Raw genomic sequence first — 22417 nt, 5'->3', positions numbered from 1 at the left:
GGGCGAAACCAGATGGCAGAGACTGCACTGACGAATACAGGGCAAGGCGCCGGGCGACTTCCGGGCTGGCAAGGCATCGCCGCGGACTGGGCGTCCGATCAGCGCGCCTTCAAGAACGTGTCCTGGGGCAAGGCCATGATGTGGATCTTCCTCCTCAGCGACACCTTTATCTTCAGCTGTTTCCTGCTCTCCTACATGACGGCGCGGATGTCGACGACCGTGCCGTGGCCAAATCCCAGCGAAGTGTTCGCGCTTAATATCGGCGGCAGGCACATCCCGCTGATCCTGATCGCCATCATGACCTTCATCCTGATCAGCAGCAGCGGGACGATGGCGATGGCCGTCAACTTCGGCTACCGCCGCGATCGCGTCAGAACCGCGGTCCTGATGCTGGTCACGGCGGCGTTCGGCGCAACCTTCGTCGGCATGCAGGCCTTCGAATGGACCAAGCTGATCATGGAGGGCGTGCGTCCCTGGGGCAACCCGTGGGGCGCGGCGCAGTTCGGCTCGAGCTTCTTCATGATCACCGGCTTCCACGGCACCCACGTGACGATCGGCGTGATCTTCCTGATCGCGATCGCGCGGAAGGTCTGGCGCGGAGACTTCGACGTCGAAAGGCGCGGCTTCTTCACGAGCCGCAAAGGCTACTACGAGATCGTCGAAATCATGGGCCTTTACTGGCATTTCGTCGATCTGGTGTGGGTGTTCATCTTTGCATTCTTCTATCTCTGGTGAGGTCAGCTCATGACGAACGCAGCGATACATATGGAAGGGCAGATCCACGCTCATGGGCATGACGCAGTCGCAAAAGCAGCCACACACGCCGTGGGGCAGCAGCACCCGATCAAGCTCTATCTCGTGGTCTGGGGATGGTTGTTCGTTCTCAGTACCGGCTCCTACCTCGTCGACTATTTCGGTCTGCACGGCTATCTCAGATGGTCGCTGATCCTGCTGTTCATGATCTTGAAGGCCGGCCTGATCGTCGCGGTCTTTATGCACATGGCGTGGGAGCGGCTGGCGCTGGCCTATGCCATTCTGCTGCCGCCGATCGCGGTGATGGTATTCGTCGCGATCATGGTGCTGGAATCCGAATATACGCACTTCCTTCGGGTGCTGTTTTTCGCAGCCCCGTCGTAGGCCCTTCGCGCAAAGGGCCGCGGGTCAGCCCTCGAACGCGTCGGTCGAGGCGCGGCCGCCGCGCGAGACCAGCGTCTCGTCGGGCTCGGGCAAAGGCCCGCCTCTGTCGCGGAAGCGATTGGTGACGGGATAGCGGCGGTCGCGGCCAAAATTCTTCCGTGTCACCTTCACGCCGGGCGCAGCCTGCCGGCGCTTGTATTCGGCGATGTTGAGGAGATGGTCGATGCGCGCGACCATCTCGCGGTCGAAGCCGGCTACGACGATCGCCTCCAGCGGCTCCTCGCGCTCGACCAGGCGTTCGAGCACCGCGTCGAGTACGTCATAGGGCGGCAGCGAATCCTGATCGGTCTGGTTCTCGCGCAGCTCCGCCGTCGGCGGACGCGTGATGATGTCGGGCGGAATGATCTCGCCTGACGGCCCGAGCGCACCGTCCGGCTTCCAGGTATTTCGCAACCGCGCCAGCCGGAACACCTGGGTCTTGTAGATGTCCTTGATCGGATTGAAGCCGCCATTCATGTCGCCATAGAGCGTGGCGTAGCCGACCGACATCTCCGACTTGTTGCCGGTCGTGACCACCATCAGCCCGGTCTTGTTGGAGATCGCCATCAAGAGCGTGCCGCGGGTGCGGGCCTGGAGATTCTCCTCGGTGATATCGGGCGGCAGGTTCTTGAAGATGTCGGAGAGGATGGTCTCAAAACCGTTTACGGCGTCGGCGATCGGCAGCACCTCGTAGCGCAGCCCGAGATGGCCCGCGAGCTCGCCAGCATCGGCGATCGAACTATGCGCGGTGTAGCGATACGGTAGCATCACGCCATGGACCTGATCGGCGCCGAGCGCGTCGACGGCGATGGCCGCACACAGCGCGGAGTCGATGCCGCCGGAGATGCCGAGCAGCACGCCCGGAAAAGCGTTCTTGCCGACATAGTCGCGCAAGCCGAGCACGCAGGCCGAATAGTCCGCCTTGTCGCCCTCGGGCAGTTGCGCGATCGGACCGGCACAGCGCCAGTCGTCGCCGTGTTTGGTGAAACGCAGCGTGGTCACGGTCTCCGCAAACGCCGGCAGTTGCGCTGCGAGCGTAAGATCGCCGTTGAGCGCGAACGAGGCGCCGTCGAACACGAGCTCGTCCTGGCCGCAGATCTGGTTCAGATAGACCAGCGGCAGGCCGCTCTCGGTCACGCGTGCGACTGCGACCGACAGGCGGACGTCGCCCTTGTCGCGTGCATAGGGCGAGGCGTTGGGCACCAGGATGATCTCGGCACCGGTCTCGGCCAGCGTCTCGACGACGTTCTCGTAGTCCTCAGACTCTTCCAGCCAGATGTCCTCGCAGATCGGTACGCCGATCCGCACGCCACGGACGGTCACCGGGCCCGCCGCGGGCCCGCGGACGAACAGACGCTTCTCGTCGAACACGCCGTAATTCGGCAGATTGCATTTGAAGCGCAGCGAGGCGATGCCGCCGCCGTCGAGCAGCGCGCAGGCATTGTAGAGTTTTCCGTCCTCGACCCAGGGCGTGCCGATCAACAGCGCCGGTCCACCATCGGCGGTCTCGCGCGCAAGCTCCTCGATCGCGGCGCGACAGGCCGCCTGGAAGGCGGGCTTGAGCACGAGGTCTTCCGGCGGATAGCCGGAGATGAACAATTCCGGGAAGAGCACGAGATCGGCGCCGTCGCGCATAGCCTGCGCGCGGGCCTCGCGCACCTTTGCCGCATTGCCTGCGATGTCGCCCACAGTCGGATTGAGTTGAGCGAGAGCGACCGAGAAATTTGAGGCGCGTTCGCTCATGGCTCTAGATCATCCCCAGCCGCTCGACGAGGGCAAAGATCCAGAACGCGCCGGCCATCAACAGCGCCACGCCGACGGCGGCCGAGCCCATGTCCTTGACCTGTCCGATCTGCTTGTCGTGCTCCATGGTAAGGCGATCGGCAAGCTTCTCCACGGACGTGTTGAGCAGCTCCACCACCAGCACGAACGCAACCGCGCAGACGAGCTCCACCGCGCGCATCGTGGTCGCGCCGATCAACCACGCCAGCGGCACCGAGACGAGAAGCGCAAAGATCTCCTCGCGGATGGCCTGCTCCGAGCGGATCGCAAAGGCCAGACCGTTCCGGGAATTGAGCGTGGCCTTCCAGAGCCGCAGCAAGGTCTTAAAGGCCCGCTGCGACCGGCATCGGCTTGGCCTTGCCGGCGCGTTCCTGCTTCAGGAGTTCGGCGACCAGGAAAGCCATGTCGATCGATTGCTCGGCGTTGAGACGGGGATCGCAGACCGTGTGATAGCGATCGTTGAGGTCCTCGTCCGTGATGGCGCGCGCGCCGCCGAGACATTCGGTGACGTCCTGGCCGGTCATCTCCAGATGCACGCCGCCGGCATGGGTGCCTTCGGCGGCATGGATCGCGAAGAACGATTTCACCTCGGACAGGATGCGGTCGAACGGCCGCGTCTTGTAGCCGGTCGTGGAGGTGATGGTGTTGCCGTGCATAGGATCGCAGGACCAGACCACCACGCGTCCCTCGCGCTGCACGGCGCGGATCATGCCGGGCAGATGATCGCCGACCTTGTCGGCGCCGAAGCGGCCGATGAGCGTGAGACGGCCGGGCTCGTTGTCGGGGTTGAGCACGTCGATCAGCTTCAACAGCTCGTCGGCCTTCAGCGACGGGCCGCACTTCAGACCGATCGGATTCTTGATGCCACGGAAATATTCGATATGGCCGTGGTCGAGCTGGCGGGTGCGGTCGCCGATCCAGATCATGTGGCCCGAGGTCGCGTACCAGTCGCCGGTCGTGGAATCGACGCGGGTCATGGCCTGCTCGTAGCCAAGCAGCAGCGCCTCGTGGCTGGTGTAGAAGTCGGTGGCGCGCAGTTCCGGGTGGCTCTCGAGATCGAGGCCGCAGGCACGCATGAAGTTGAGCGCGTCCGAGATGCGGTCGGCCAATTCCTTGTAGCGGCGGGACTGCGGAGAGTCCTTCAGGAAGCCGAGCATCCACTGATGCACGCTGCCGAGATTGGCAAAGCCGCCGGTGGCAAACGCGCGGAGCAGGTTCAGCGTCGCCGCCGACTGCCGATAGGCCATCAACTGGCGCTGCGGATCGGGCACCCGCGCCTCCGGCGTGAAGGCGATGTCGTTGACGATGTCGCCGCGATAGCTCGGCAGCTCGACACCATCAACCTTCTCGGTCGGCGAGGAGCGCGGTTTTGCGAACTGGCCGGCGATGCGGCCGACCTTCACCACGGGCACCGCGCCGGCATAGGTCAAGACGACCGCCATCTGCAGCAGGACGCGGAAGAAGTCGCGGATGTTGTTGGCGCCGTGCTCGGCAAAGCTCTCGGCGCAGTCGCCGCCCTGGAGCAGGAAGGCCTCGCCGGCCGCCACGCGCGCTAAGGCCTTCTTCAGGTTGCGCGCCTCGCCCGCGAACACCAGCGGCGGGAAGGTCGCAAGCTGCGCCTCGACGTCGGCCAACGCCTTGGCGTCGGGATAGTCGGGTACCTGCAGCACCGGCTTGCTGCGCCAGCTTTCGGGCGTCCACCGCTCGGACATCGCATCCTCTCCGTAGGGCAAAAACCGCAACTCGATCCAGAGCTTGCGGAGGGCCGCCTTATACACAGGCTGTGAACCGACCGCCAGTTGTAAATCCGTTTGCCGGTCCAAACCCTTGCGGGGAAAGCCAAATTCGCATTTGCTAGGACCCGCGACATTTGTTTGGGATATCCGCTGCCCATGGACGCGGCACTCGACGACGTTTTTGTTGACGATATTACCTTCCCCGGCACGGACGGCTATGCGCTGGCCGGCAGCCTGTTCCTGCCGCGCGGGACCAAGCGTCATGCCGTGCTGATCAACTCGGCCACCGCCGTGCCGCGCAAGGTCTATCGCGGTTTTGCCTCCTACCTCGCCCATCGCGGCTGCGCCGTGCTCACCTACGACTACCGCGGCATCGGCGGCTCGCGGCAGCAGGCGATGGTCGGCTACAACCAACCGAAATCGCTGATCGGCTTCAAGGCCTCGATGTCGGACTGGGCCGCGCTCGACGTTGCGGCCGCGGTGCGCTGGATGCGCGAGCGGTACAACACGCTGCCGCTCGCCTATGTCGGCCACTCCTTCGGCGGCCAGGCGCTCGGACTGATCGAGAACAACAGCGAGATCGCGCGCGCGGCGTTCGTGGCCTCGCAGGCCGCGACCTGGAAACTGATGTCGCCACCGGAGAACTACCGCGTTTTCGCACTGATGAATCTCGTCGGCGTGCCGATGAGCCGCCTGCTCGGCTATGCCCCGGGCTGGCTCGGCATCGGCGAGGATTTGCCGCGAGGCGTCTTCCTGCAATGGGCCGAATGGGTGAGCCATCCGCGCTACCTGTTCGATTCCAAGCTGCCGGCGCTCGCGAATTTCGCCAAGTACAAGGGCGAGCTGCGCGCGCTGTCGTTCACCGATGATCCCTGGGCGACGCGCTCCGCGGTCGAGCTGCTCTGCTCCGGCTTCACCGCGGTCAAGCCCGAGGTGCTGTCGGTGCGGCCCGCCGATGTCGGCGTGAAGAAGATCGGCCATTTCGGCTTCTTCCGCCCCGAGCACCGCGACACGCTCTGGCGCGGTGTCGCGGAGTGGATTCAGGGGGAGTAGCGAGATGGACTTGCCTAGCGGATGATCGTCGTCAACGACGAATAGCGCTTGTTGCGTTTGCCTTCGCTCGGAAAGAACTGCGAAAACATGTCGTCGACACGGGCCGCTGGCGTAATATCGCTCGCAAAGCGAAATTCCTTCGAACGCGGCGCATAGAAGGCACTGTCATAGAACGCGTTGTCGAAGCGCGGATCGCCGTCGCCGAAGAATGCGTCGGACACGAACAGCAGCCCCAACATCGCCACCAGAGCTATGGCGGCTTCCCGATAATCAGGCATTGAATGCCCCCCAGCCTTTTGGGGAAGCATGCCCAGCGGCCGCAAATTCCGGGTTTAAAGCCGCGGGCCATTTGTCCGGAGGGTTGGCCGCTGGTCAGCGGATTGTCTAAAACTTTAGCGAACGCTGCGTGTGGCTGAAACCCGGCCGGCTCAATGCCAGTTAGCGAACGATCGTCGTCAGAGAGGAATAGCGTCGGGCGGGCCTTGAGGTCTGGGGCGGGAATTGCGCGAAGACGTCGCGGACGCGCACCGCGGGCGGCGTGTAGCCGGCAAGGCGAACCTCCGTCGGTCGCGACGCGTAGAACGAGCGGTCGAAATAGGCCTCGTCGAAACGACCGGGAATGAACAATGCGTCGCAAACGCACACGAGCGCATACACGCCCGCCACAGCAACCACGATCTCCCTGAGAACAGACATGCCGACGCCCTTCTTTCGAGAAGCATGCACGGCGACCGCAAAAGCCGGGTTTAAGGTCGCGGCCGACTTGTCCGGAGGGTTGGCCGCAGGTCAGGGAATTATCTAAAATTCTAATGAACGCGCCCGCCTCCGGGCCGGCTTGACTCCTTCCAATATGTCGATAAGTCTGGACATATGGAATCCGAGCGGATCATCCTTGCGCTTGCGGCGCTGGCCCAGCCGACCCGACTCGATTGCTTCCGCCTGCTTGTGAAGCACGAACCGGACGGCCTGCCGGCGGGCGAGATCGCCGCTGCGCTCGCCGTGCCGCACAACACGATGTCGGCGCATCTAGCGGTGCTGGCCCGGGCGGGCCTCGTGCGCTCACGGCGCGAGAGCCGCTCCATCATCTACCGGGCGGACCTCGCCGTCCTGCAGCAGATGACGCTGTTCCTGCTGAAGGATTGCTGCGGCGGGCGGCCGGAGGTTTGCGCGCCCGTCATCGACAGTCTCACCCCCTGTTGCCCGCCAGCAAAGGAGAAACGCCGTGTCCGATCGCGTGTATAGCGTCCTGTTCCTCTGCACCGGCAACACCGCGCGCTCCGTCCTCGCTGAGACGATCCTGAACAAGGACGGCGCGGGACGCTTCCGCGCCTTCTCGGCCGGAAGCCAGCCCAAGGGCACGGTCAATCCCGTCGCACTCCGCATCCTGGAGCGCTTCGACTACCCGACCGCCGGACTGCGCTCGAAGAACTGGACGGAGTTCGCGAAGCCGGGCGCGCCCAAAATGGATTTCATCTTCACCGTCTGCGACAACGCGGCCGGCGAAGCCTGCCCGATCTGGCCGGGCCAGCCGGTGAGCGCACATTGGGGCATCGAGGATCCCGCGGCGGTCGAGGGCACCGAGATCGAGAAGGAGACGGCGTTCATCGAAGCCCTCCGTCACCTGAAGAACCGCATCGGCGCCTTCGCGAGCCTGCCGCTCGAGAGCATCGACAAGATGACGCTCGGATCGAAGCTGCGCGAGATCGGCCGCATGAGCGGCGCGACCAACCCGCACGACCGGGCGAGCTGACCGTGGGCTTCGATCTGTCGCGTCGCCTCGCAGCCGAAGCCCTGGGAACGGCGATGCTGGTTGCGACCGTCGTCGGCTCCGGCATCATGGCGGAAACGCTGACCCGCGACGTTGCGCTCGCGCTGCTCGGCAACACGCTGCCGACCGGCGCCATCCTGGTTGTGCTCATCACTGTGCTGGGCCCGATCTCCGGCGCGCATTTCAATCCGGCGGTCTCGCTGGTCTTTGCGCTTCGCGGCGAACTACCCGCGCGCGAGCTCGCGCTCTACGTCGCCGCGCAGATCGCCGGCGGCATTATCGGCACCATGATCGCGCATGCGATGTTCGACCTGCCGCTCGTTGCAGCGTCGTTGAAGGTCCGCACCGGAAGCGCGCAATGGTTTGCGGAAGCCGTGGCGGCCTTCGGACTCGTGGTCACGATCCTCGGCGGAGTTCGCGCGGCCAAGGCCGCGATCCCGTGGCTCGTCGGCCTCTACATCACTGCCGCCTACTGGTTCACCGCCTCGACCTCCTTTGCCAATCCGGCGGTCGCGATTGCGCGCTCGTTCACCAATACCTTTTCGGGGATACGCCCGGTCGACCTCCCCGGCTTCATCGCAGCCGAATGCGTCGGCGCGCTGATCGGCCTCTCGCTGATGGCGTGGTTCTATCGCAACGCGCCCGTCGAGCAGAAGCCATCGTTGCAGCCGGGCGAATAAGCCTCCGGATGACTATTTCGATATTTCTGGAAATATCGTTGACACGCGTTCTGTCGATGGCTAGCTTGAACCCATGAAGATCGATGATGCCGCCGCCCGGCTCGAAGCCCTCGGCAACCCGACCCGACTCCGCATCTACCGCGCGCTGGTACGTGCCGGCGATGGCGGTATCAGCGTCGGCAAGCTGCAGGCCAAGCTGGAGCTCGCCGCCTCCACCCTCTCCCATCATCTCAAGACTATGATCACGGTCGGCCTGATCGCGCAGGAACGGCAGGCCACAACGCTGATCTGCCGCGCCAACTACGAGGTGATGCGCGGCATCGTCGCCTTCCTGGTGGCGGAGTGCTGCACCGAGGACGCCTGCGGAGCTCAGGCCAAGCCGACGCGCGCCGCATGAGGATTTCGAACGTCATTCCGTCCATCTCGTATTTCTATCTTTCTAGAAGGAGTGTTTTATGAGAAAGTCAGTTGCGATCATCGGTGCGGGCCCCGTCGGTCTTGCCGCCGCCGCCCATCTCCTGGTGCGCGGCCTCACCCCGATCGTCCTTGAAGCGGGACCTCAGGCCGCCCATGCGGTGCGCCATTGGCAGCATGTGCAGCTCTTCTCCCCCTGGGAATACAATGTCGACAAAGCGGCCCGGCGCCTGCTCGCATCAAGCGGCTGGAATTCTCCCGATCCGGACCACTACCCGACCGGCGGCGAATTGATCGAGCACTACATTGAACCACTTGCGACCAGGACGGCGCTGCGCGACGTCATCCGCACCTCGGCCCGCGTCACCGCGATCAGCCGGCTCGGCTTCGACAAGGCCATGAGCAAGGGTCGCGAGCGCGCGCCGTTCGAGATCCGCTACCGCAACGGCAAGGGCGACGAGATGCTGCAGGCCGACGCGGTGATCGATGCTTCCGGCACCTGGTTCTCGCCCAATCCGGCCGGCGCCAATGGCCTGCCCGCCATCGGCGAGCAGGCGTTTCAGACGCTGATCGCCTATGGGATGCCCGACGTGCTCGGCACGGCACGCGCACGCTACGCCGGCAAAACGGTCGCGGTGCTCGGCGCCGGCCACTCGGCGATCGGCACCCTGATCGACCTCGCCCGCCTTGCCGAGGAGGCACCGGGCACGACGGCGATCTGGCTGCTGCGCGGCGCCAACCCCGCCAAGGCGTTCGGCGGCGGCCGAAACGACAAGCTTGCGGCGCGGGGCGAGCTCGGTTCCGCCTTCGCCAGGCTGGTGCAAGGCGGCAGGATCAAGGTCGAGACCAGTTTTGGCGTCACCCGCATCTCGCAAGACCAGGGCCGCCTGCGCATCGCCGCAGCCGATACTCGAAACGTCGTTGCGGACGAATTGGTGGTCGCCACCGGTTTCCGGCCCGACCTCTCCTTCCTTGGCGAGCTTCGCCTGCGACTCGATCCTGCGATCGAAGCGCCGGTCGCGCTCGCACCGTTGATCGATCCCAACATCCATAGCTGCGGCACCGTGCGCCCGCATGGTGCGCGCGAGCTGGCGCCCGATGAACCGGATTTCTATGTTGCGGGCATGAAGAGCTATGGCCGCGCGCCCACCTTCCTGATGATGACCGGATATGAGCAGGTCCGCTCAATTGCGGCCGACATCGCCGGTGACAAGGCGGCCGCAGCGCGCGTCGAGCTGAAGCTTCCCGAGACCGGCGTCTGCACGCGCGGCGGCGTGGAGTCTGCGTCAACCGCCGCAGGATGTTGCGGCGGTCCCGCCAAGGTGGACGCGTCGGCGTGCTGCGCAGCCGACGAGACGGCAAAGAGCAAGGGTGCGTCGGGTTGCGGATGCTCGTGACCGATGTTACCGCCGGGCAAAAGAAATCGCTGACGGAGAGAGAGCATTCGTAACCTGCACGGTCCGTCGCTGATCGCCGTCATGTGCCTCGGACAGGTCGGCAACCTGCTGCCGCACGTGACGCTGTCGGCAAACCTCGCCCAGCATCTGATGCCACAATGGCATCTGAGCGCCGCCGAAGGCGGGCTGATGGCGAGTGGCTATGCCTTCGGCTACATGCTGGCCGTGCCGGTGCTGACCACGCTGACCGACCGTATCGATGCGCGCATCGTTCTCCTGATCGGATCGATTGCGAGCGGCCTTGCAACGATCGCGTTCGGGCTGTTCGCAGACGGCTTCTGGTCTGCAACCGCGATCTGGTCGCTGGCGGGCCTCGGATTCGCCGGCGCCTACATGCCGGGCCTGAAAGCGCTGACCGACCGGCTGCCCGTGGGCGATGCCTCGCGTGCGGTCACGCTCTACACGTCGAGCTTCTCGCTCGGCGTCGGACTCTCCTTCCTCGTAGCCCAGGTCATTGCGGATCGATGGGGCTGGCGTGCGGCCTTCATCGTCACCGGGATCGGGCCCGTCGCCATGGCAATCGCCTGCCTCTCGATGGAGGCGCGCAAGCCGCCGCCGAAAGCCGGAAGCCTGCTCGACTTCCGGCCCGTGTTCGCCAACCGCGAGGCGCTCGGCTACATCCTGGGCTACGGCGCGCATTGCTTCGAGCTCTACGGCATCCGCACCTGGCTGGTCGGCTTCTGGACCTTCGTCATCGCGCATCAGGGCGCGCCATCCTGGCTGACGCCAGTGCTTGTGAGCTTCGTCTTCGCCGTGATCTCGATGCCCGCGAGCATTCTCGGCAACGAGGCCGCGCTCCGCTTCGGGCGACACCGCGCCATCACCATCGTGATGATCGCGTCCGCCTGCATTGCCCTGCTGATCGGACTGAATGCGACGGCACCGGGATGGGTGCTGGCCGTTCTGTTGCTGCTCTACGGCCTCACCGTGCCCGCCGATTCCGGCGCCCTTACCGCCGGCATGTCGGGCGCGGCCTCGCCGCAGCATCGCGGCGCCACGCTCGCCCTGCACTCGACGGTCGGATTTGGTCTGTCGGCCGCCGGCGCATGGGGTACGGGCCTCGCGCTCGATCTCGCAGGCGGTCCGCAAAGTGCGCTTGGCTGGCTGTCGGCGTTCGTGATCCTTGCGATGGGCATTGCGCTGGGACCGCTCACGCTCCGATGGTCACGCGCGGCGCGAACCAAGGAACCGACGCCGGCTGGCGTCTGACGGGACAACCGCCCGCTCTGCTTGTTCGCTCTGGGCAAGAGTGGCAAGCTCGCGGCCAAGAATCCGCGAGACAATCCGCGAGACCCGTCATGCCGCGCGCGAACGCCAAACCGCTTCCCCAATTGAGCGTCCGGATCGACCTCGATGCCGAGGACCGGATCGGACCGGGAAAAATCCAGCTCCTGGAGCAGATCCGCGAGCATGGCTCGATCTCGGCCGCCGGGCGCGCCATGGACATGTCCTACAAGCGCGCCTGGGATCTCGTGGACGAGATCAACCGGATCTGCGGGCATCCGGTGGTCGAGCCGCAGGCCGGCGGCAAGAATGGCGGCGGCGCGTTGCTGACCCCGTTCGGCGCCGGCCTCGTCGCGCGCTACCGCAAGATCGAGCGCGACGCCGCGCGCGCGGTCCGCAAGGAATTGATGGCGCTGAAGACCGATATCGCGCGGTCACGTAAGGCGTCTTGACCAAGCGGCTATTTCACCGTTGCGAGCCGAACTGCGCGCAACTCGCCAACTGCCTGCCTGATCACCAGCGACGCACCCTGTATCGCCAGTACGGCCATGATCGCGGCTACGAAAACGTCCGGCCAGCCTGTCCCGGTCTCGAAGACGCCAATCGCCGCCAGCAATACCGCAATGTTCCCCAGGACATCATTGCGCGTGCATATCCAGGCCGAGCGCATGTTGGCATCGCCATCTCGATAAGCCCAGAGCAGTCCAAAAGACGCAGCATTAGCCGCCAGGGCCGCAACGCCGACGCCCCCCATCGTGAACGCGCTCGGCAGCGTTCCGTGCACCGCATGCCAAATGACAGTGCCCATAACCCACATTCCAAAGGCGACCATCGTGGCGCCCTTCGCCAGGGCCGCGCCAGCGCGATAACGAAGCGCCATCCCCACGACCAGCAAGCTTATGGCGTAGTTGGCAGCATCTCCCAGAAAGTCGAGAGAGTCGGCCTGGAGAGACGCCGAACCGGCAGCAAGTCCTGCACCTATCTCGACCGCGAACATCGAAGCGTTCACCAGCAGCACCGTCCAGAGGACGCGCCGAAAGGCTTCGTTTCGCTTGTCATCGCCGCCGAATTTGAGGGGTGGCGGGTCGCAACAGCAGTCGTTCATGCGGTCATGATAACCGTGACCGGCTGGAACAGCCAGATGCGTTCCCGGTCGCGGCCTAGTTTGGACGCCCCCTCGCCTCAACCACCGGCAGGACCAGCGCCTCGGCGAGCAGGCTCTGCTCTGCGGCCGGAATCGAGAAACGAACCTTGAAGCCGTCCTCGGTCTCCAGCGTGATGATGCGCTGGGCGGTGTCGGTCGACTGCTCCAGCACCCAGGAGGCCAGCGGATAGGCGTAGCGCAGGCTCTGGTCGCCGTAGCGCGCCTTGAGCGCCCTCTCCAGCAGACCCGGCAGCGTCATGATCAGCGCGCCGACCTGGTTGAGCGAGACCTGCACAGCGGCCGGATTGCCCGTGACATCCTCGAAACCCAGCGAGATCGCGCCGCCGTCGGGAGCCACCTCGCATGTGGTGAGGGCCTTGACCGTGATTTCCATTTGCCAACGCTCCCTTCGCTATATCTTCATAAATATAGCGACACGAGACTATTCAAGGTCGAATGCGAGGTCCAGTCGTCTTTGTTTGGAAGCCCTCAAATCCCCCGGCGCGCGCGGTCTCATGACGGGATCGTGACCGATCAGCGCAGCGCAGCGCCGATGGCATGGGCTACACTCACTCTCCCGAAGATCCGACATGGGGACGGCAAATGAGATTGATCCTCCTCGCGATTGTCCTGCTGATCCCTGGTGTTTGCCGGGCCGAGACGCCGTATGCAGGCATGCAGACCCGGCAGGTCAAAGCCCTGTCGGACCAGCAGATCGCCGATCTCCGCGCGGGGCGCGGAATGGGGCTGGCGCTGGCGGCGGAGCTCAACGGTTATCCGGGTCCTTCGCATGTGCTGGAGTTGGCGGATCAACTGAGGCTGACACCCGATCAGCGCTCCAAGATGCAGGACATGTTCGCGGCGATGAAGTCCGAGACAACGCAGATTGGGAACAAGCTCATCGACGAGGAAACCGCGCTCGATGAGCAGTTCGCCAGCAAGACGATAAGCCCGGACAGTCTGAGATCAGCCACCGCTGCGATTGCCAAAACGCAAGGCGAGCTTCGCGAGGCACATCTGAAGTACCATCTGCTGACGTCCGCCGTGCTCGATGCGACGCAGCTTGCACAATACGCCGAGCTGCGCGGTTACACAGGCGCTGCCCCGATGCAGTACCATCACCATCAGAAATAGTCCGGCGCGCGGCCTGTCGCCACCGCGCGCCCCCCTTTGGGACCCCGAGATGCCCGTCCGCTGGCTGAAGCCATCGCGAATCCTGTCGATCGAACGCTTCAACGATTTCGAGGAGTTTCGCCCCAACGACGTGCTCGGCGGCGGCAAGAGCACGCCGCTCGATGAGCGCAACTTCTCCTTTTCGCGCGCCATCCTTCCGCTTCAGGACGGGCTGTTCGTGATGCAGCGCTCCTTCGCCCGGTGCGTGGACGCCAACATGGGCGCCGCGCACGGCATCGGCATGGTCATTCCGATCGCCTTTCACGCCATCGTCAACGGCTGCGAGATGGACAATTCCATGATCGGGGTCACGCGCGGCAAGATCCCGACGCAGGGGCGAGAGCAACATCCGAACACCTATCTGATGCTGCGCTTCAACTCCGACATGCGCCATCGCGGCTGGGCGGATTTCGACATGGGCCTTGCGTTCTACCGCATGAAAGCCGAGCCGATGCAGCGCCTGCGCCACGCATTCCTGGACATGTTCTGCGTGGCATCCGGTTGCGGCGATGTCAGGCAGTTCGAAGCCCTCAATCGTCCGATCCAGGAAACGCTGCTCGGCGGTCTCGACACCGTCCTCGTTCCGGACAGCGTGCGACGCGCCCGGCCCGGCTCGTTCGACAAGCACCGCGAGCTCGTGGCGCGGCTCGACGAGCAGGTCGATCTGCTTGGCAGCGTCCCGCTCTACAGCGACGATCTCGCAGCCGCGCTCGACGTTTCCGTACGCACGCTGCAAACGGCAACGCAGGCGGTGCACGGTTTGAGCCTGCATCAATATCTCCGCCTGAAGCGGCTGTGGGCAACGCGCAAGCTGCTGCTGACGGCAAATGCCGGCCTCAGCGTCAAGGCGGCAGCACTGGCCAACGGCTTCTGGCACATGGGCGACTTCGCCAAGGGCTACAAGGCGACGTTCGGCGAGATGCCCTCGGAAACGCTGACGCAGAGCCGCTCGCGCTAAAGCGCAATGAGTTTCGGTTGAATCGTCATCATTTGGACGAGTGCCCGCCGTCCTTGTGCTGCGGCCGCTCACCGAGGCGATCGACCCAGGCGATCCCGATCGCAGAGACGATGAAGGTCAGGTGGATCAGCACCTGCCACATCACGCCCGATTCGGTGAAGTTGCTGCGCGCCGTGCCGAGATTGCCGGCCTCGATGAAGGTGCGCAGCAGCGAGATCGAGGAGATGCCGACGATCGCCATCGCGAGCTTGATCTTCAGCACGCTGGCATTGACGTGGCTCAGCCATTCAGGCTCGTCCGGATGGCCGCGCAGGTTAAGGCGTGAGACGAAGGTCTCGTAGCCGCCGACGATCACCATCACCAGGAGGTTGGAAATCATGACGACGTCGATCAGGCCCAGCACGGTCAGCATCAGCTGCTGTTCGGTGACGTCGTACCAGTGCGCCGTGAGATGCCAGAGTTCCTTGGTAAACAGCAATACATAGACGGCCTGCGCGATGATCAGGCCGACATAGAGCGGCAATTGCAACCAGCGGGAGCCGAAGATCAGGCTCGGAAACAGGCCGAGTTTTGGGCGCGCCAGTTTCGCTGGCGGTTCGAGCTTCATTGATCACTCCAGATTGCGGACGAGTAGGAAGGCGGGATTACAGGCTCGCGATGACCGGTGCGAGCTCGAGCGAACCGCGATAGATCATGTCACAGGCGACATAGAGGATGATGGCGAGGCCGACATAGGCGATCCATCGCTGCTTCTGCAGCAGACGACCGAGGAAATCGGCGGCGACGCCCATCAGCGCGACCGACAGCAACAGGCCGAACGCCAAGATGAAGGGATGCTCGCGCGCAGCCCCCGCAACCGCGAGCACGTTGTCGAGCGACATCGAGACATCGGCGGCGACGATCTGTATCGCAGCCTGGCGGAATGTCTTGCGCTGCGCTGCCACCGAGGACGACGAACCGCCACCGGCATGGCCGAGAGCCAGCCCACCGCCGGAAGCCGCCTGCTCGCGCAGCTCGCGCCACATCTTCCAGCACACCCAGAGCAGCAGCACGCCGCCGGCGAGCAGCAGGCCGAGCACCTGGAGCAGCTGGGTTGCGACACCCGCAAAGACGATGCGCAGCACCGTCGCGGCCGCGATGCCGACGATGATGGCACGGCGGCGCTGGTCGGCCGGAAGGCCCGCGGCGGCAAGGCCGATGACGACGGCATTATCGCCGGCGAGCACGAGATCGATCAGAATGACCTGAAGCAGCGCGGTCAGCGCATCGGCGGTGAGGAATTCGATCATGACTTGTCATTGGGAGGCGACGAAGGCGCGAGCCATTCCGGCTTGCGACGCTCGATCCAGTCGAGCGCCTTCGAGCGCGATGCGCGCAGCGCCGGCACGTCTTCGGCCAGCAGCGCGAGGCCAAGGGGAAGCATCCAGACGCCGAGCACGGGGAGGAACGACAGCACGCCGCCGGCAACCAGCAGCGCGCCCGAAGGAATCCTGACCCAGCGGTTGGACGGCTTGAGCAGATAGTTCACGGTGCCGCTGACACGCGGCGGCAGCCGTCCGACGAGCGCGTCAAGGCGCTGATCGCCGCCGGCGGGTTCGCTGGCGGCGCTCGCGCGCGATTGCGTATGGTCGTCGGAAACTGAGGTCATGTCGTATCTCCGGAGACGGGCTGCTTGTCGAAAACGCCGCGCGCCGTCACTGGTTTCGCACGCGGCAGCACCAATGTGAGCAGGCGCAGGAGCTTGATCGCCTGCACCTCGTGCGGATGCACGTCGTCATCGGCGGCCGCGACACGTTCCGAAAGATCGATCAGGTGCGGGGCGATGGCGAGATCGGAGACCGGACGCAACGTGTCGATCACGACATTGGCAAAATCCGGCCGGTCGAGCCGCTCGGCGAGCTCGTCGAACATCGCCTCGAGGCGCTGTTCGTCGAGATGCGGCGCAAGCGCGCGATCCCTGATGAAGCGGATCACTTCGTCGCGCTCGACGGATGCGACGCGGCGGTCGGCCACGGCCACCAGCGCGCCGGCAATCACCAGCGCCGCAGCGGCTTGTTCGTGAAGGCTGGAAGGTTCGGTGATCTCGCCCTGCATCGGGCCGAGGTCTCGGTCGGACATCGTGTTGCTCCTCAAACTTGCGACTTACCGCGCTTGGGAGACTTGGGATGGACGACCGGACGGCATTGCAAAGACACGTTGCAGGAGCCCTTCGGACAGCCAATCCCACGCAACTTGGCGCGGAACAGGTCATCCGACATCGCGAGGTTGGCCGAACAGGTTCGACGTCCTCGCCAGAGGGGCCCGGATTCTGTTGCTATGACAGATAAAGTTCTGGCGGCCGGATTCAAGCAAGCCGGGCTGCGACCAGCCGCCGCGGGAACCGCGACGCCCTACTCCGCCGCCTGCCGCACGTGGCGCGCAGTCGGCGTTCGCATTGTGACGAGCTCTTCGGCCGCGGTCGGATGCAGCGCGATGGTGGCGTCGAAATCGGCCTTGGTCGCCTTCATCTTCACGGCGATCGCGACCGCCTGGACGATCTCGGCGGCGGCATCGCCAACGATGTGACAGCCGAGCACCCTGTCGGATGAGCCGTCCACGACGAGCTTCATCAGAACGCGCGTATCGCGACCGGACATCGTCGCCTTGATGGGGCGGAACGTTGCCTTGTAGATATCGACCCGGTCGAATTTGGCGCGCGCCTCGGTCTCGGTCAGGCCGACGGTGCCGACTTCGGGCTGCGAGAACACGGCGGTCGGGATGTCGGCGTGGTCCACCCTCACCTCGCGCTTGCCGAACACGGTATCGGCGAAGGCGTGGCCCTCGCGGATCGCGACCGGAGTGAGATTGTGACGGTGGGTGACGTCGCCGATGGCATAGATGCTGTCGGCCGAGCTCTTCGAGAAGCCGTCGACCGCGATGCCGCCGTTCTTCGGGTTGATGGCGACGCCGGCCTTCTCCAGGCCGAGATTGGCCACCGCCGGGTGGCGGCCGATCGCGAACATCACCTGGTCGGAGGCAATGCTCGATCCGTTCGAAAGATGCGTGGTGAAGTCCTCGCCGTGCTTCTCGACATGGCTCACCGTGCAGCCCGTGAGGATGGTGATGCCGTTCTTCTCCATCTCGCCGCGGACATGGGCGCGGACGTCGTCGTCGAAACCGCGCAAAATGTTGTCGCCACGATAGATCACGGTCACGTCGGAGCCGTAGCCAGCGAAGATGCCGGCGAACTCCAGCGCGATGTAGCCGCCGCCCTGAATCACGATGTGCTTCGGCAGCTTCTTGAGATGAAAGGCTTCGTTGGAGGAGATGACGTGCTCGATGCCCGGGATTGCGGCACCGTGGTTCGGTGCGCCACCCGTGGCGATCAGGATGTATTTTGCCGTGATCTTCTTGTCGTTCTCGAGAAGGCGCACGGTGTGGGCGTCTTCAAGCACCGCCCGGCTCTTGACGATGCGCGCGCCGGACTTTTCGACATTGGCGGTGTAGGCCGCTTCGAGCCGCGCGATCTCCTTGTCCTTGTTGGCGATCAGCGTCGGCCAGTCGAAGGTTGCAGGCGGAATGGTCCAGCCGAAACCGGCGGCGTCCTCCATCTCGTGACGGACATGCGAGCCGATCACGAACAGCTTTTTCGGCACGCAGCCGCGGATCACGCAGGTGCCGCCCATGCGATATTCTTCCGCGACCACGACACGGGCGCCATAGCCGGCGGCGATGCGCGCGGCGCGGACGCCGCCCGAGCCACCGCCGATGACGAAGAGGTCGACGTCGAATTCAGCCATTCTATTCCTCGACCTCTCTCGCTCGACCGGCCGTCGTTGGCCGGTCCTGTCAGACTCTTGCTAGATGTCCTTGCCGCGCTTCTTCATCTCGGCGCGGAAAGCGCTCGCGACGATCTCGGAGAAATTCTGCGCCCATGAATTCGTGAAGGCCATGCCCTGTTCGATCGCGCGCGGCTCGGCGGCGATCAGCTTCTGCCCCAGCGGAGACTTGTAGAACGCCAAAAGATCCTTGAGCTCCTGCTCGGTGAACTGGCCGGCATAGGCCTGCGCCATGCCTTCGCCGATCTCCTTCTCGCGGCCGGCGAGTTGCTGCGCCACCACCGGTGCCAGCTCGTTGAGGTCCTTCTGGTAGTTGAGGTTCTGCGCGATCAGCCTGCCCTTGACCTGCTCGACCGTGCCGGGAACGGCGTTCGCATACATCTTGTCGGCGCTCTTCATGGTCAGGATTTCCTTGGCAGCCGCGATCGCCGCAGGCGAGGCCTTGGGCGCCGCCGCCTGCTGTGCCGCCGCCGGGACGCCGCCAAAAACCAGTCCCAAGGCGATTCCGGCCACGGGCAGCATCTTCAAAACGCTCTTCATTCCTAGTCTCCTTTCGGCTTTCGCCGTTCAATCACGCGGATTCCCTCGCCGCCCGCCAGAACGGCAGAGCTGGCCAGGTCAATGAACAGTCCATGCTCGACCACGCCGGGGATCGCGCTCAATGCTTTGGCGAGCCGCGCGGGGTCCTCGATCCGGCCGAGATGGGCGTCGACGATCCAGTGGCCACCATCGGTGACGAAAACGTGGCCGTCCCTGGCATTGCGGACCGCCATTTGCCCGGAAACGCCGCAATCTGCAAATGCCTTCTCGATCGCCCGCCGCGTCGCGCCCAGCCCGAACGGGATCACTTCCACCGGCAGCGGAAAGCGGCCGAGCGTTGGGACCCATTTGGTGTCGTCGGCGATCACGATCATGCGATCCGAGGCCGCCGCCACGATCTTCTCCCGCAGGAGCGCCCCACCGCCGCCCTTGATCAGGTTGAGCGCGGGGTCGATCTCATCGGCGCCGTCGATGGTCAGGTCGAGATGGTCGATGTCGTCGAGCGTGGTCAGCGGTACGCCGCAGCGTTCCGCATCCATGCGGGTGACTTCCGACGTCGGCACGCCGATGACCTTGAGGCCGGCGCGCACGCGCTCGCCGAGCAGCTCGACGAAATGTTTTGCGGTTGAACCCGTGCCGAGGCCGAGCTGCATGCCGTCGCGCACCTCTTCCAGGGCGCGTGCCGCCGCCTGCCGTTTCAATTGATCCATGTTCACGTCACGCCTGCCTTTTTTGGACCCCGCCGAAACAGGTCCTTTTCGGTGGCCTGTCTAGCCTCGTTTTGCGCCCGGGAACAGGGCTATAAGGGGATCTTATGGCTGCTCCGCTTGCGCCGGCGCCGCCGGACCGGTAGCGCATGCATATGACCTCTCCCCACACCATCGTCTTCGATCTCGACGGCACGCTCGTCGATACGGCCCCCGACCTGATCGCCGCGCTCAATCACGTGCTCGACCGCGAAGGTCTGCCGCCGGTGCCGATGCAGTCAGCCCGCACCATGATTGGCGCCGGTGCGCGCAAGCTGATCGAGCGCGGACTCGAAGCCGAGGGCCGGATGGTGAGCCTTGAGGACATGGACCGCATGACGGCGGATTTCATCGCCTATTACGCCGACCACATCGCGGTGGAATCGCGCCCGTTCGAGGGGCTGGAGGCGGCGCTCGACGATCTCTCGGCGCGCGGCCACCGCCTCGCGGTCTGCACCAACAAGCTGGAATGGCTGTCCAAGCGGCTTCTGGACCAGCTCGGCCTCACCCCACGTTTCGCCGCGATCTGTGGCGCCGACACATTTGGGGTGCAAAAGCCCGACCCGACCATTTTGCGCGAGACCGTGGCCCGGGCCGGCGGGCAAGTCGCGGCCAGCATCATGGTCGGGGACGCCGGAACCGACGTCGGTGTCGCCCGGCGAGCTGGGGTTCCCGTCATTGGCGTGAGCTTCGGCTACACCGATGTGCCCATCGTGGAGCTCAAGCCGGACCGCCTGATCCATCACATGCGCGACCTGCCGGAGGCCGCAAGCAGCCTGATGCCACCGAGGCCGCCTCAGTAACCGACTGATAATATAAACAAATTATCATCCACCCGCCGTTAACCATCGATTAACTATAACCACCCGGCCCGTTGCACCGCCCAACCCAGGCCCCTATGGTCGGGCCCGGGGATTGTGGCGGTTCGCCGCAGGTGAGTGGATGGTCATGCGTCGTGTGCTCGCGAGCGCCATTGCAGCAGTCAGCCTCGCCGGCTGTTCCTCGGTCTCGTGGGACATGTTCAAGTCGACACCCCCGACCGTCCAGGTCCAGCTCGAATCGAGCCCGCCAGGTGCCGACGCCGTCACCTCGCTCGGACCGGGCTGCAAGACTCCCTGCTCGGTGACGATCCCGGCACCGGACGCCCCTTTCACGGTGAGCTACGCCCTGAACAAGCACCAGCCGGCCAGCGTGCCCGTGAACGTCATCAAGAATCCCGGCGACTTCTCGACGCCCGCGACCGTTACAACCGATCCGAACCCGGTGTTTGCACAGCTGGCGCCCGCCATCCCGAAGCAGGTCAGGAAACCGCACCGGCCGAAGCCGAAGAAGCCGGCCGCCGCCGCGCCCGCGGCCGCCTCGCCGTTCCCCGATCCGAACGCCGCGCCTCCCCCGCCGGCCGCTCCCGCACCAAAACTCTGACCGCGTGCAGCGCAAGATTGTCCTTGCAATTGGCGATGCTTAGATTGCCTTTAAAGTATTCCTGCTGCACAAGCGGCCAGTGACAAGGCCTTGTTGAATGAACGGACCAGCCGTGAGTCCCCTCTCCTCGCTGACCGGACCGATGACCGACCCGTTCGGCCGGACCATCACCTATTTGCGGGTGTCCGTCACCGATCGCTGCGATCTGCGCTGCTTCTATTGCATGTCCGAGGACATGACGTTCCTGCCCAAGGCGGATCTGCTGACGCTGGAGGAACTCGACCGCCTCTGTTCCGCGTTCATTGCCAAGGGCGTGAAGAAGCTGCGTCTGACCGGCGGCGAGCCGCTGGTTCGCCGTAACGTGATGTCGCTGGTGCGCTCGCTGTCGCGCCATCTCGAAAGCGGCGCACTGCGCGAGCTGACGCTGACGACCAACGGCACGCAGCTCGCCAAACATGCCAAAGAGCTCGCCGAATGCGGCGTCCGCCGCATCAACGTCTCGCTCGACACGCTCGATCCCCAGAAGTTCCGGGCCATCACCCGCTGGGGCGAGATCGACAAGGTGCTGGAGGGCATCGAGGCGGCCCGTTCCGCCGGTCTTGCCGTCAAGATCAACGCGGTGGCGCTGAAGAACCTGAACGAGGACGAGATCCCTGCGCTGATGCAATGGGCCCACGGCAAGGGCATGGGCCTGACGCTGATCGAGGTGATGCCGATGGGCGAGATCGGCACAGGCCGTATCGACCAGTATCTGCCGCTGTCGCTGGTCCGCGCGCGCCTCGCTCAGCAGTTCACGCTGACAGACTTGGAGGAGAGCACCGGCGGCCCGGCACGTTACGTCAGCGTCAGCGAAACCGGCGGCAAGCTCGGCTTCATCACGCCGATGACCCATAATTTCTGCGAGTCCTGCAATCGGGTGCGCATTACCTGCACCGGCACGCTGCACACCTGCCTCGGCCACGAGGACGCTTCCGATTTGCGCAAACCGCTGCGAGCATCGAGCGAGGATGCACTACTTTCGGCTGCGATCGACCGCGCGATCGGTCTCAAGCCCAAGGGCCACGATTTCATCATCGACCGCCGCCACAACCGCCCGAGCGTCAGCCGGCATATGAGCGTCACCGGCGGCTAGCGCGCGGCCAATTCGGCTCAAATCATCCCGCACTTTACTCCTTGTTTGAGCATGATCTTTTCGAAAGCCCGCTGCAGACTTTTCCGGATCATGCTCGGGGGAATCGCACACGTCGCCCACGCTAACCTAAGCCGCTGGCCGCGCGTCAATTTGTCCATTTTCCGATTGACGGCGCCGCAACCCGCTGAAATGGT

General features: G+C 64.7%; 29 protein-coding genes. 15 read left to right on the top strand and 14 right to left on the bottom strand.

The window, feature by feature from the left end; genetic code table 11:
- Positions 1-12: 12 nt before the first annotated feature.
- Both JQ632_RS00915 and JQ632_RS00910 read left to right on the top strand, forming a co-directional pair.
- Complete coding sequence (locus tag JQ632_RS00915; RefSeq protein ID WP_212400338.1) at positions 13-735, top strand: heme-copper oxidase subunit III family protein; 723 nt, start codon at positions 13-15, stop codon at positions 733-735.
- Between the two features lie 9 nt (positions 736-744).
- On the top strand, positions 745-1137 hold the full coding sequence (locus JQ632_RS00910) for a cytochrome C oxidase subunit IV family protein (RefSeq protein ID WP_212400337.1): 393 nt from the start codon (positions 745-747) through the stop codon (positions 1135-1137).
- Positions 1138-1161: 24 nt separating this feature from the next.
- Here the strand turns inward: JQ632_RS00910 and JQ632_RS00905 are convergent, their stop codons facing one another.
- Genes JQ632_RS00905 through JQ632_RS00895 form a run of 3 tightly spaced genes read right to left on the bottom strand, consistent with a single transcriptional unit; the run spans position 1162 to position 4670 of the window.
- Positions 1162-2919, bottom strand: a complete 1758-nt coding sequence (locus JQ632_RS00905) for an NAD+ synthase (protein ID WP_212400336.1) — start codon at positions 2917-2919, stop codon at positions 1162-1164.
- 4 nt (positions 2920-2923) lie between these two features.
- Complete coding sequence (locus tag JQ632_RS00900; protein WP_212400335.1) at positions 2924-3277, bottom strand: diacylglycerol kinase; 354 nt, start codon at positions 3275-3277, stop codon at positions 2924-2926.
- Positions 3278-3281: 4 nt separating this feature from the next.
- Positions 3282-4670, bottom strand: coding sequence for a class II 3-deoxy-7-phosphoheptulonate synthase (locus tag JQ632_RS00895; RefSeq protein WP_212400334.1), 1389 nt, complete (start codon positions 4668-4670; stop codon positions 3282-3284).
- A 180-nt stretch (positions 4671-4850) separates the two neighbouring features.
- Here JQ632_RS00895 and JQ632_RS00890 point away from each other — a divergent pair, with 180 nt between their 5' ends.
- Positions 4851-5747: an alpha/beta fold hydrolase gene (locus tag JQ632_RS00890; protein WP_212400333.1), complete on the top strand. Its 897-nt coding sequence runs from the start codon at positions 4851-4853 to the stop codon at positions 5745-5747.
- A gap of 14 nt (positions 5748-5761) precedes the next feature.
- On the opposite strand, the gene JQ632_RS00885 is transcribed toward JQ632_RS00890, so the two are convergent.
- Positions 5762-6055, bottom strand: coding sequence for a hypothetical protein (locus JQ632_RS00885; RefSeq protein WP_409363460.1), 294 nt, complete (start codon positions 6053-6055; stop codon positions 5762-5764).
- A gap of 130 nt (positions 6056-6185) precedes the next feature.
- The gene (locus JQ632_RS00880) at positions 6186-6443 is read right to left on the bottom strand and encodes a hypothetical protein (RefSeq protein ID WP_212400332.1); all 258 of its coding nucleotides are present in this window, start codon (positions 6441-6443) and stop codon (positions 6186-6188) included.
- Positions 6444-6617: 174 nt separating this feature from the next.
- Between JQ632_RS00880 and JQ632_RS00875 the strand changes: the two genes are divergently transcribed.
- The 7 genes from JQ632_RS00875 (at position 6618) to JQ632_RS00845 (ending at position 11742) form a co-directional block, all read left to right on the top strand.
- Complete coding sequence (locus tag JQ632_RS00875; protein ID WP_212400331.1) at positions 6618-6989, top strand: helix-turn-helix transcriptional regulator; 372 nt, start codon at positions 6618-6620, stop codon at positions 6987-6989.
- Positions 6970-7497 (top strand): arsenate reductase ArsC, encoded by a 528-nt coding sequence (locus JQ632_RS00870; RefSeq protein ID WP_212400330.1) that lies wholly within the window; start codon positions 6970-6972, stop codon positions 7495-7497. Before JQ632_RS00875 ends, JQ632_RS00870 begins: the two co-directional genes overlap by 20 nt.
- Positions 7494-8195: an MIP/aquaporin family protein gene (locus tag JQ632_RS00865; RefSeq protein WP_283817631.1), complete on the top strand. Its 702-nt coding sequence runs from the start codon at positions 7494-7496 to the stop codon at positions 8193-8195. Before JQ632_RS00870 ends, JQ632_RS00865 begins: the two co-directional genes overlap by 4 nt.
- A gap of 73 nt (positions 8196-8268) precedes the next feature.
- Positions 8269-8592, top strand: a complete 324-nt coding sequence (locus JQ632_RS00860; RefSeq protein ID WP_212400329.1) for a helix-turn-helix transcriptional regulator — start codon at positions 8269-8271, stop codon at positions 8590-8592.
- 58 nt (positions 8593-8650) lie between these two features.
- A complete protein-coding gene (locus JQ632_RS00855) occupies positions 8651-10006 on the top strand; it encodes an NAD(P)-binding domain-containing protein (RefSeq protein WP_212400328.1) in 1356 nt (451 codons plus the stop codon).
- A gap of 81 nt (positions 10007-10087) precedes the next feature.
- On the top strand, positions 10088-11275 hold the full coding sequence (locus JQ632_RS00850) for an MFS transporter (protein WP_212400327.1): 1188 nt from the start codon (positions 10088-10090) through the stop codon (positions 11273-11275).
- 89 nt (positions 11276-11364) lie between these two features.
- A complete protein-coding gene (locus tag JQ632_RS00845) occupies positions 11365-11742 on the top strand; it encodes a winged helix-turn-helix domain-containing protein (protein WP_212400326.1) in 378 nt (125 codons plus the stop codon).
- Between the two features lie 8 nt (positions 11743-11750).
- On the opposite strand, the gene JQ632_RS00840 is transcribed toward JQ632_RS00845, so the two are convergent.
- Together JQ632_RS00840 and JQ632_RS00835 are read right to left on the bottom strand one after the other, a co-directional pair.
- The gene (locus JQ632_RS00840; RefSeq protein WP_212400325.1) at positions 11751-12395 is read right to left on the bottom strand and encodes a cation transporter; all 645 of its coding nucleotides are present in this window, start codon (positions 12393-12395) and stop codon (positions 11751-11753) included.
- Between the two features lie 55 nt (positions 12396-12450).
- Entirely contained in the window at positions 12451-12828 is a 378-nt protein-coding gene (locus JQ632_RS00835) for a hypothetical protein (RefSeq protein WP_212400324.1), read from the bottom strand.
- 209 nt (positions 12829-13037) lie between these two features.
- Here JQ632_RS00835 and JQ632_RS00830 point away from each other — a divergent pair, with 209 nt between their 5' ends.
- Positions 13038-13568: a Spy/CpxP family protein refolding chaperone gene (locus JQ632_RS00830; protein ID WP_212400323.1), complete on the top strand. Its 531-nt coding sequence runs from the start codon at positions 13038-13040 to the stop codon at positions 13566-13568.
- Between the two features lie 49 nt (positions 13569-13617).
- Entirely contained in the window at positions 13618-14565 is a 948-nt protein-coding gene (locus tag JQ632_RS00825; protein WP_212400322.1) for a helix-turn-helix domain-containing protein, read from the top strand.
- Positions 14566-14593: 28 nt separating this feature from the next.
- On the opposite strand, the gene JQ632_RS00820 is transcribed toward JQ632_RS00825, so the two are convergent.
- The 7 genes from JQ632_RS00820 to rpiA all read right to left on the bottom strand — a co-directional run bounded on the left by JQ632_RS00820 (position 14594) and on the right by rpiA (position 19639).
- A complete protein-coding gene (locus JQ632_RS00820; RefSeq protein ID WP_212400321.1) occupies positions 14594-15172 on the bottom strand; it encodes a TIGR00645 family protein in 579 nt (192 codons plus the stop codon).
- A 37-nt stretch (positions 15173-15209) separates the two neighbouring features.
- A complete protein-coding gene (locus JQ632_RS00815) occupies positions 15210-15854 on the bottom strand; it encodes a YjbE family putative metal transport protein (RefSeq protein WP_212400320.1) in 645 nt (214 codons plus the stop codon).
- Entirely contained in the window at positions 15851-16213 is a 363-nt protein-coding gene (locus tag JQ632_RS00810) for a hypothetical protein (protein WP_212400319.1), read from the bottom strand. The genes JQ632_RS00815 and JQ632_RS00810 overlap by 4 nt, the downstream gene beginning before the upstream one ends.
- Positions 16210-16683: a TerB family tellurite resistance protein gene (locus JQ632_RS00805; RefSeq protein ID WP_212400318.1), complete on the bottom strand. Its 474-nt coding sequence runs from the start codon at positions 16681-16683 to the stop codon at positions 16210-16212. The genes JQ632_RS00810 and JQ632_RS00805 overlap by 4 nt, the downstream gene beginning before the upstream one ends.
- A gap of 272 nt (positions 16684-16955) precedes the next feature.
- Entirely contained in the window at positions 16956-18344 is a 1389-nt protein-coding gene (gene gor, locus JQ632_RS00800; RefSeq protein ID WP_212400317.1) for a glutathione-disulfide reductase, read from the bottom strand.
- Between the two features lie 60 nt (positions 18345-18404).
- Positions 18405-18923, bottom strand: a complete 519-nt coding sequence (locus tag JQ632_RS00795) for a DUF2059 domain-containing protein (protein WP_212400316.1) — start codon at positions 18921-18923, stop codon at positions 18405-18407.
- 2 nt (positions 18924-18925) lie between these two features.
- On the bottom strand, positions 18926-19639 hold the full coding sequence (gene rpiA, locus JQ632_RS00790; RefSeq protein ID WP_212400315.1) for a ribose-5-phosphate isomerase RpiA: 714 nt from the start codon (positions 19637-19639) through the stop codon (positions 18926-18928).
- A gap of 146 nt (positions 19640-19785) precedes the next feature.
- Here rpiA and JQ632_RS00785 point away from each other — a divergent pair, with 146 nt between their 5' ends.
- From JQ632_RS00785 to moaA, 3 genes are all read left to right on the top strand, one after another.
- Positions 19786-20472 carry an HAD family hydrolase gene (locus JQ632_RS00785; RefSeq protein WP_212400514.1) on the top strand — a complete coding sequence of 229 codons (687 nt, stop codon included), beginning with the start codon at positions 19786-19788 and terminating at the stop codon, positions 20470-20472.
- Between the two features lie 145 nt (positions 20473-20617).
- Complete coding sequence (locus JQ632_RS00780) at positions 20618-21091, top strand: hypothetical protein (RefSeq protein ID WP_212400513.1); 474 nt, start codon at positions 20618-20620, stop codon at positions 21089-21091.
- Positions 21092-21188: 97 nt separating this feature from the next.
- Positions 21189-22223 carry a GTP 3',8-cyclase MoaA gene (gene moaA / locus JQ632_RS00775; protein ID WP_212400314.1) on the top strand — a complete coding sequence of 345 codons (1035 nt, stop codon included), beginning with the start codon at positions 21189-21191 and terminating at the stop codon, positions 22221-22223.
- The last annotated feature ends 194 nt before the right edge of the window (positions 22224-22417 follow it).

This window comes from Bradyrhizobium liaoningense, from assembly GCF_018130955.1.
GTDB classification, from domain to species: domain Bacteria; phylum Pseudomonadota; class Alphaproteobacteria; order Rhizobiales; family Xanthobacteraceae; genus Bradyrhizobium; species Bradyrhizobium liaoningense_C.
The sequence above is the reverse complement of the archived record's forward strand: the minus strand, read 5'-3'. Positions and strand labels throughout refer to the sequence as shown.

Bases quoted from the DNA above. Each gene is read 5' to 3' on its own strand.
- JQ632_RS00915 (WP_212400338.1), top strand. From the start codon at position 13: ATGGCAGAGACTGCACTGACGAATACAGGGCAAGGCGCCGGGCGACTT.
- JQ632_RS00910 (WP_212400337.1), top strand. From the start codon at position 745: ATGACGAACGCAGCGATACATATGGAAGGGCAGATCCACGCTCATGGG.
- JQ632_RS00905 (WP_212400336.1), bottom strand. From the start codon at position 2,919: ATGAGCGAACGCGCCTCAAATTTCTCGGTCGCTCTCGCTCAACTCAAT.
- JQ632_RS00895 (WP_212400334.1), bottom strand. From the start codon at position 4,670: ATGTCCGAGCGGTGGACGCCCGAAAGCTGGCGCAGCAAGCCGGTGCTG.
- JQ632_RS00890 (WP_212400333.1), top strand. From the start codon at position 4,851: ATGGACGCGGCACTCGACGACGTTTTTGTTGACGATATTACCTTCCCC.
- JQ632_RS00885 (WP_409363460.1), bottom strand. From the start codon at position 6,055: ATGCTTCCCCAAAAGGCTGGGGGGCATTCAATGCCTGATTATCGGGAA.
- JQ632_RS00880 (WP_212400332.1), bottom strand. From the start codon at position 6,443: ATGTCTGTTCTCAGGGAGATCGTGGTTGCTGTGGCGGGCGTGTATGCG.
- JQ632_RS00875 (WP_212400331.1), top strand. From the start codon at position 6,618: ATGGAATCCGAGCGGATCATCCTTGCGCTTGCGGCGCTGGCCCAGCCG.
- JQ632_RS00860 (WP_212400329.1), top strand. From the start codon at position 8,269: ATGAAGATCGATGATGCCGCCGCCCGGCTCGAAGCCCTCGGCAACCCG.
- JQ632_RS00855 (WP_212400328.1), top strand. From the start codon at position 8,651: ATGAGAAAGTCAGTTGCGATCATCGGTGCGGGCCCCGTCGGTCTTGCC.
- JQ632_RS00850 (WP_212400327.1), top strand. From the start codon at position 10,088: ATGTGCCTCGGACAGGTCGGCAACCTGCTGCCGCACGTGACGCTGTCG.
- JQ632_RS00845 (WP_212400326.1), top strand. From the start codon at position 11,365: ATGCCGCGCGCGAACGCCAAACCGCTTCCCCAATTGAGCGTCCGGATC.
- JQ632_RS00840 (WP_212400325.1), bottom strand. From the start codon at position 12,395: ATGAACGACTGCTGTTGCGACCCGCCACCCCTCAAATTCGGCGGCGAT.
- JQ632_RS00835 (WP_212400324.1), bottom strand. From the start codon at position 12,828: ATGGAAATCACGGTCAAGGCCCTCACCACATGCGAGGTGGCTCCCGAC.
- JQ632_RS00830 (WP_212400323.1), top strand. From the start codon at position 13,038: ATGAGATTGATCCTCCTCGCGATTGTCCTGCTGATCCCTGGTGTTTGC.
- JQ632_RS00825 (WP_212400322.1), top strand. From the start codon at position 13,618: ATGCCCGTCCGCTGGCTGAAGCCATCGCGAATCCTGTCGATCGAACGC.
- JQ632_RS00820 (WP_212400321.1), bottom strand. From the start codon at position 15,172: ATGAAGCTCGAACCGCCAGCGAAACTGGCGCGCCCAAAACTCGGCCTG.
- JQ632_RS00815 (WP_212400320.1), bottom strand. From the start codon at position 15,854: ATGATCGAATTCCTCACCGCCGATGCGCTGACCGCGCTGCTTCAGGTC.
- JQ632_RS00810 (WP_212400319.1), bottom strand. From the start codon at position 16,213: ATGACCTCAGTTTCCGACGACCATACGCAATCGCGCGCGAGCGCCGCC.
- JQ632_RS00805 (WP_212400318.1), bottom strand. From the start codon at position 16,683: ATGTCCGACCGAGACCTCGGCCCGATGCAGGGCGAGATCACCGAACCT.
- gor (WP_212400317.1), bottom strand. From the start codon at position 18,344: ATGGCTGAATTCGACGTCGACCTCTTCGTCATCGGCGGTGGCTCGGGC.
- JQ632_RS00795 (WP_212400316.1), bottom strand. From the start codon at position 18,923: ATGAAGAGCGTTTTGAAGATGCTGCCCGTGGCCGGAATCGCCTTGGGA.
- JQ632_RS00785 (WP_212400514.1), top strand. From the start codon at position 19,786: ATGACCTCTCCCCACACCATCGTCTTCGATCTCGACGGCACGCTCGTC.
- JQ632_RS00780 (WP_212400513.1), top strand. From the start codon at position 20,618: ATGCGTCGTGTGCTCGCGAGCGCCATTGCAGCAGTCAGCCTCGCCGGC.
- moaA (WP_212400314.1), top strand. From the start codon at position 21,189: ATGAACGGACCAGCCGTGAGTCCCCTCTCCTCGCTGACCGGACCGATG.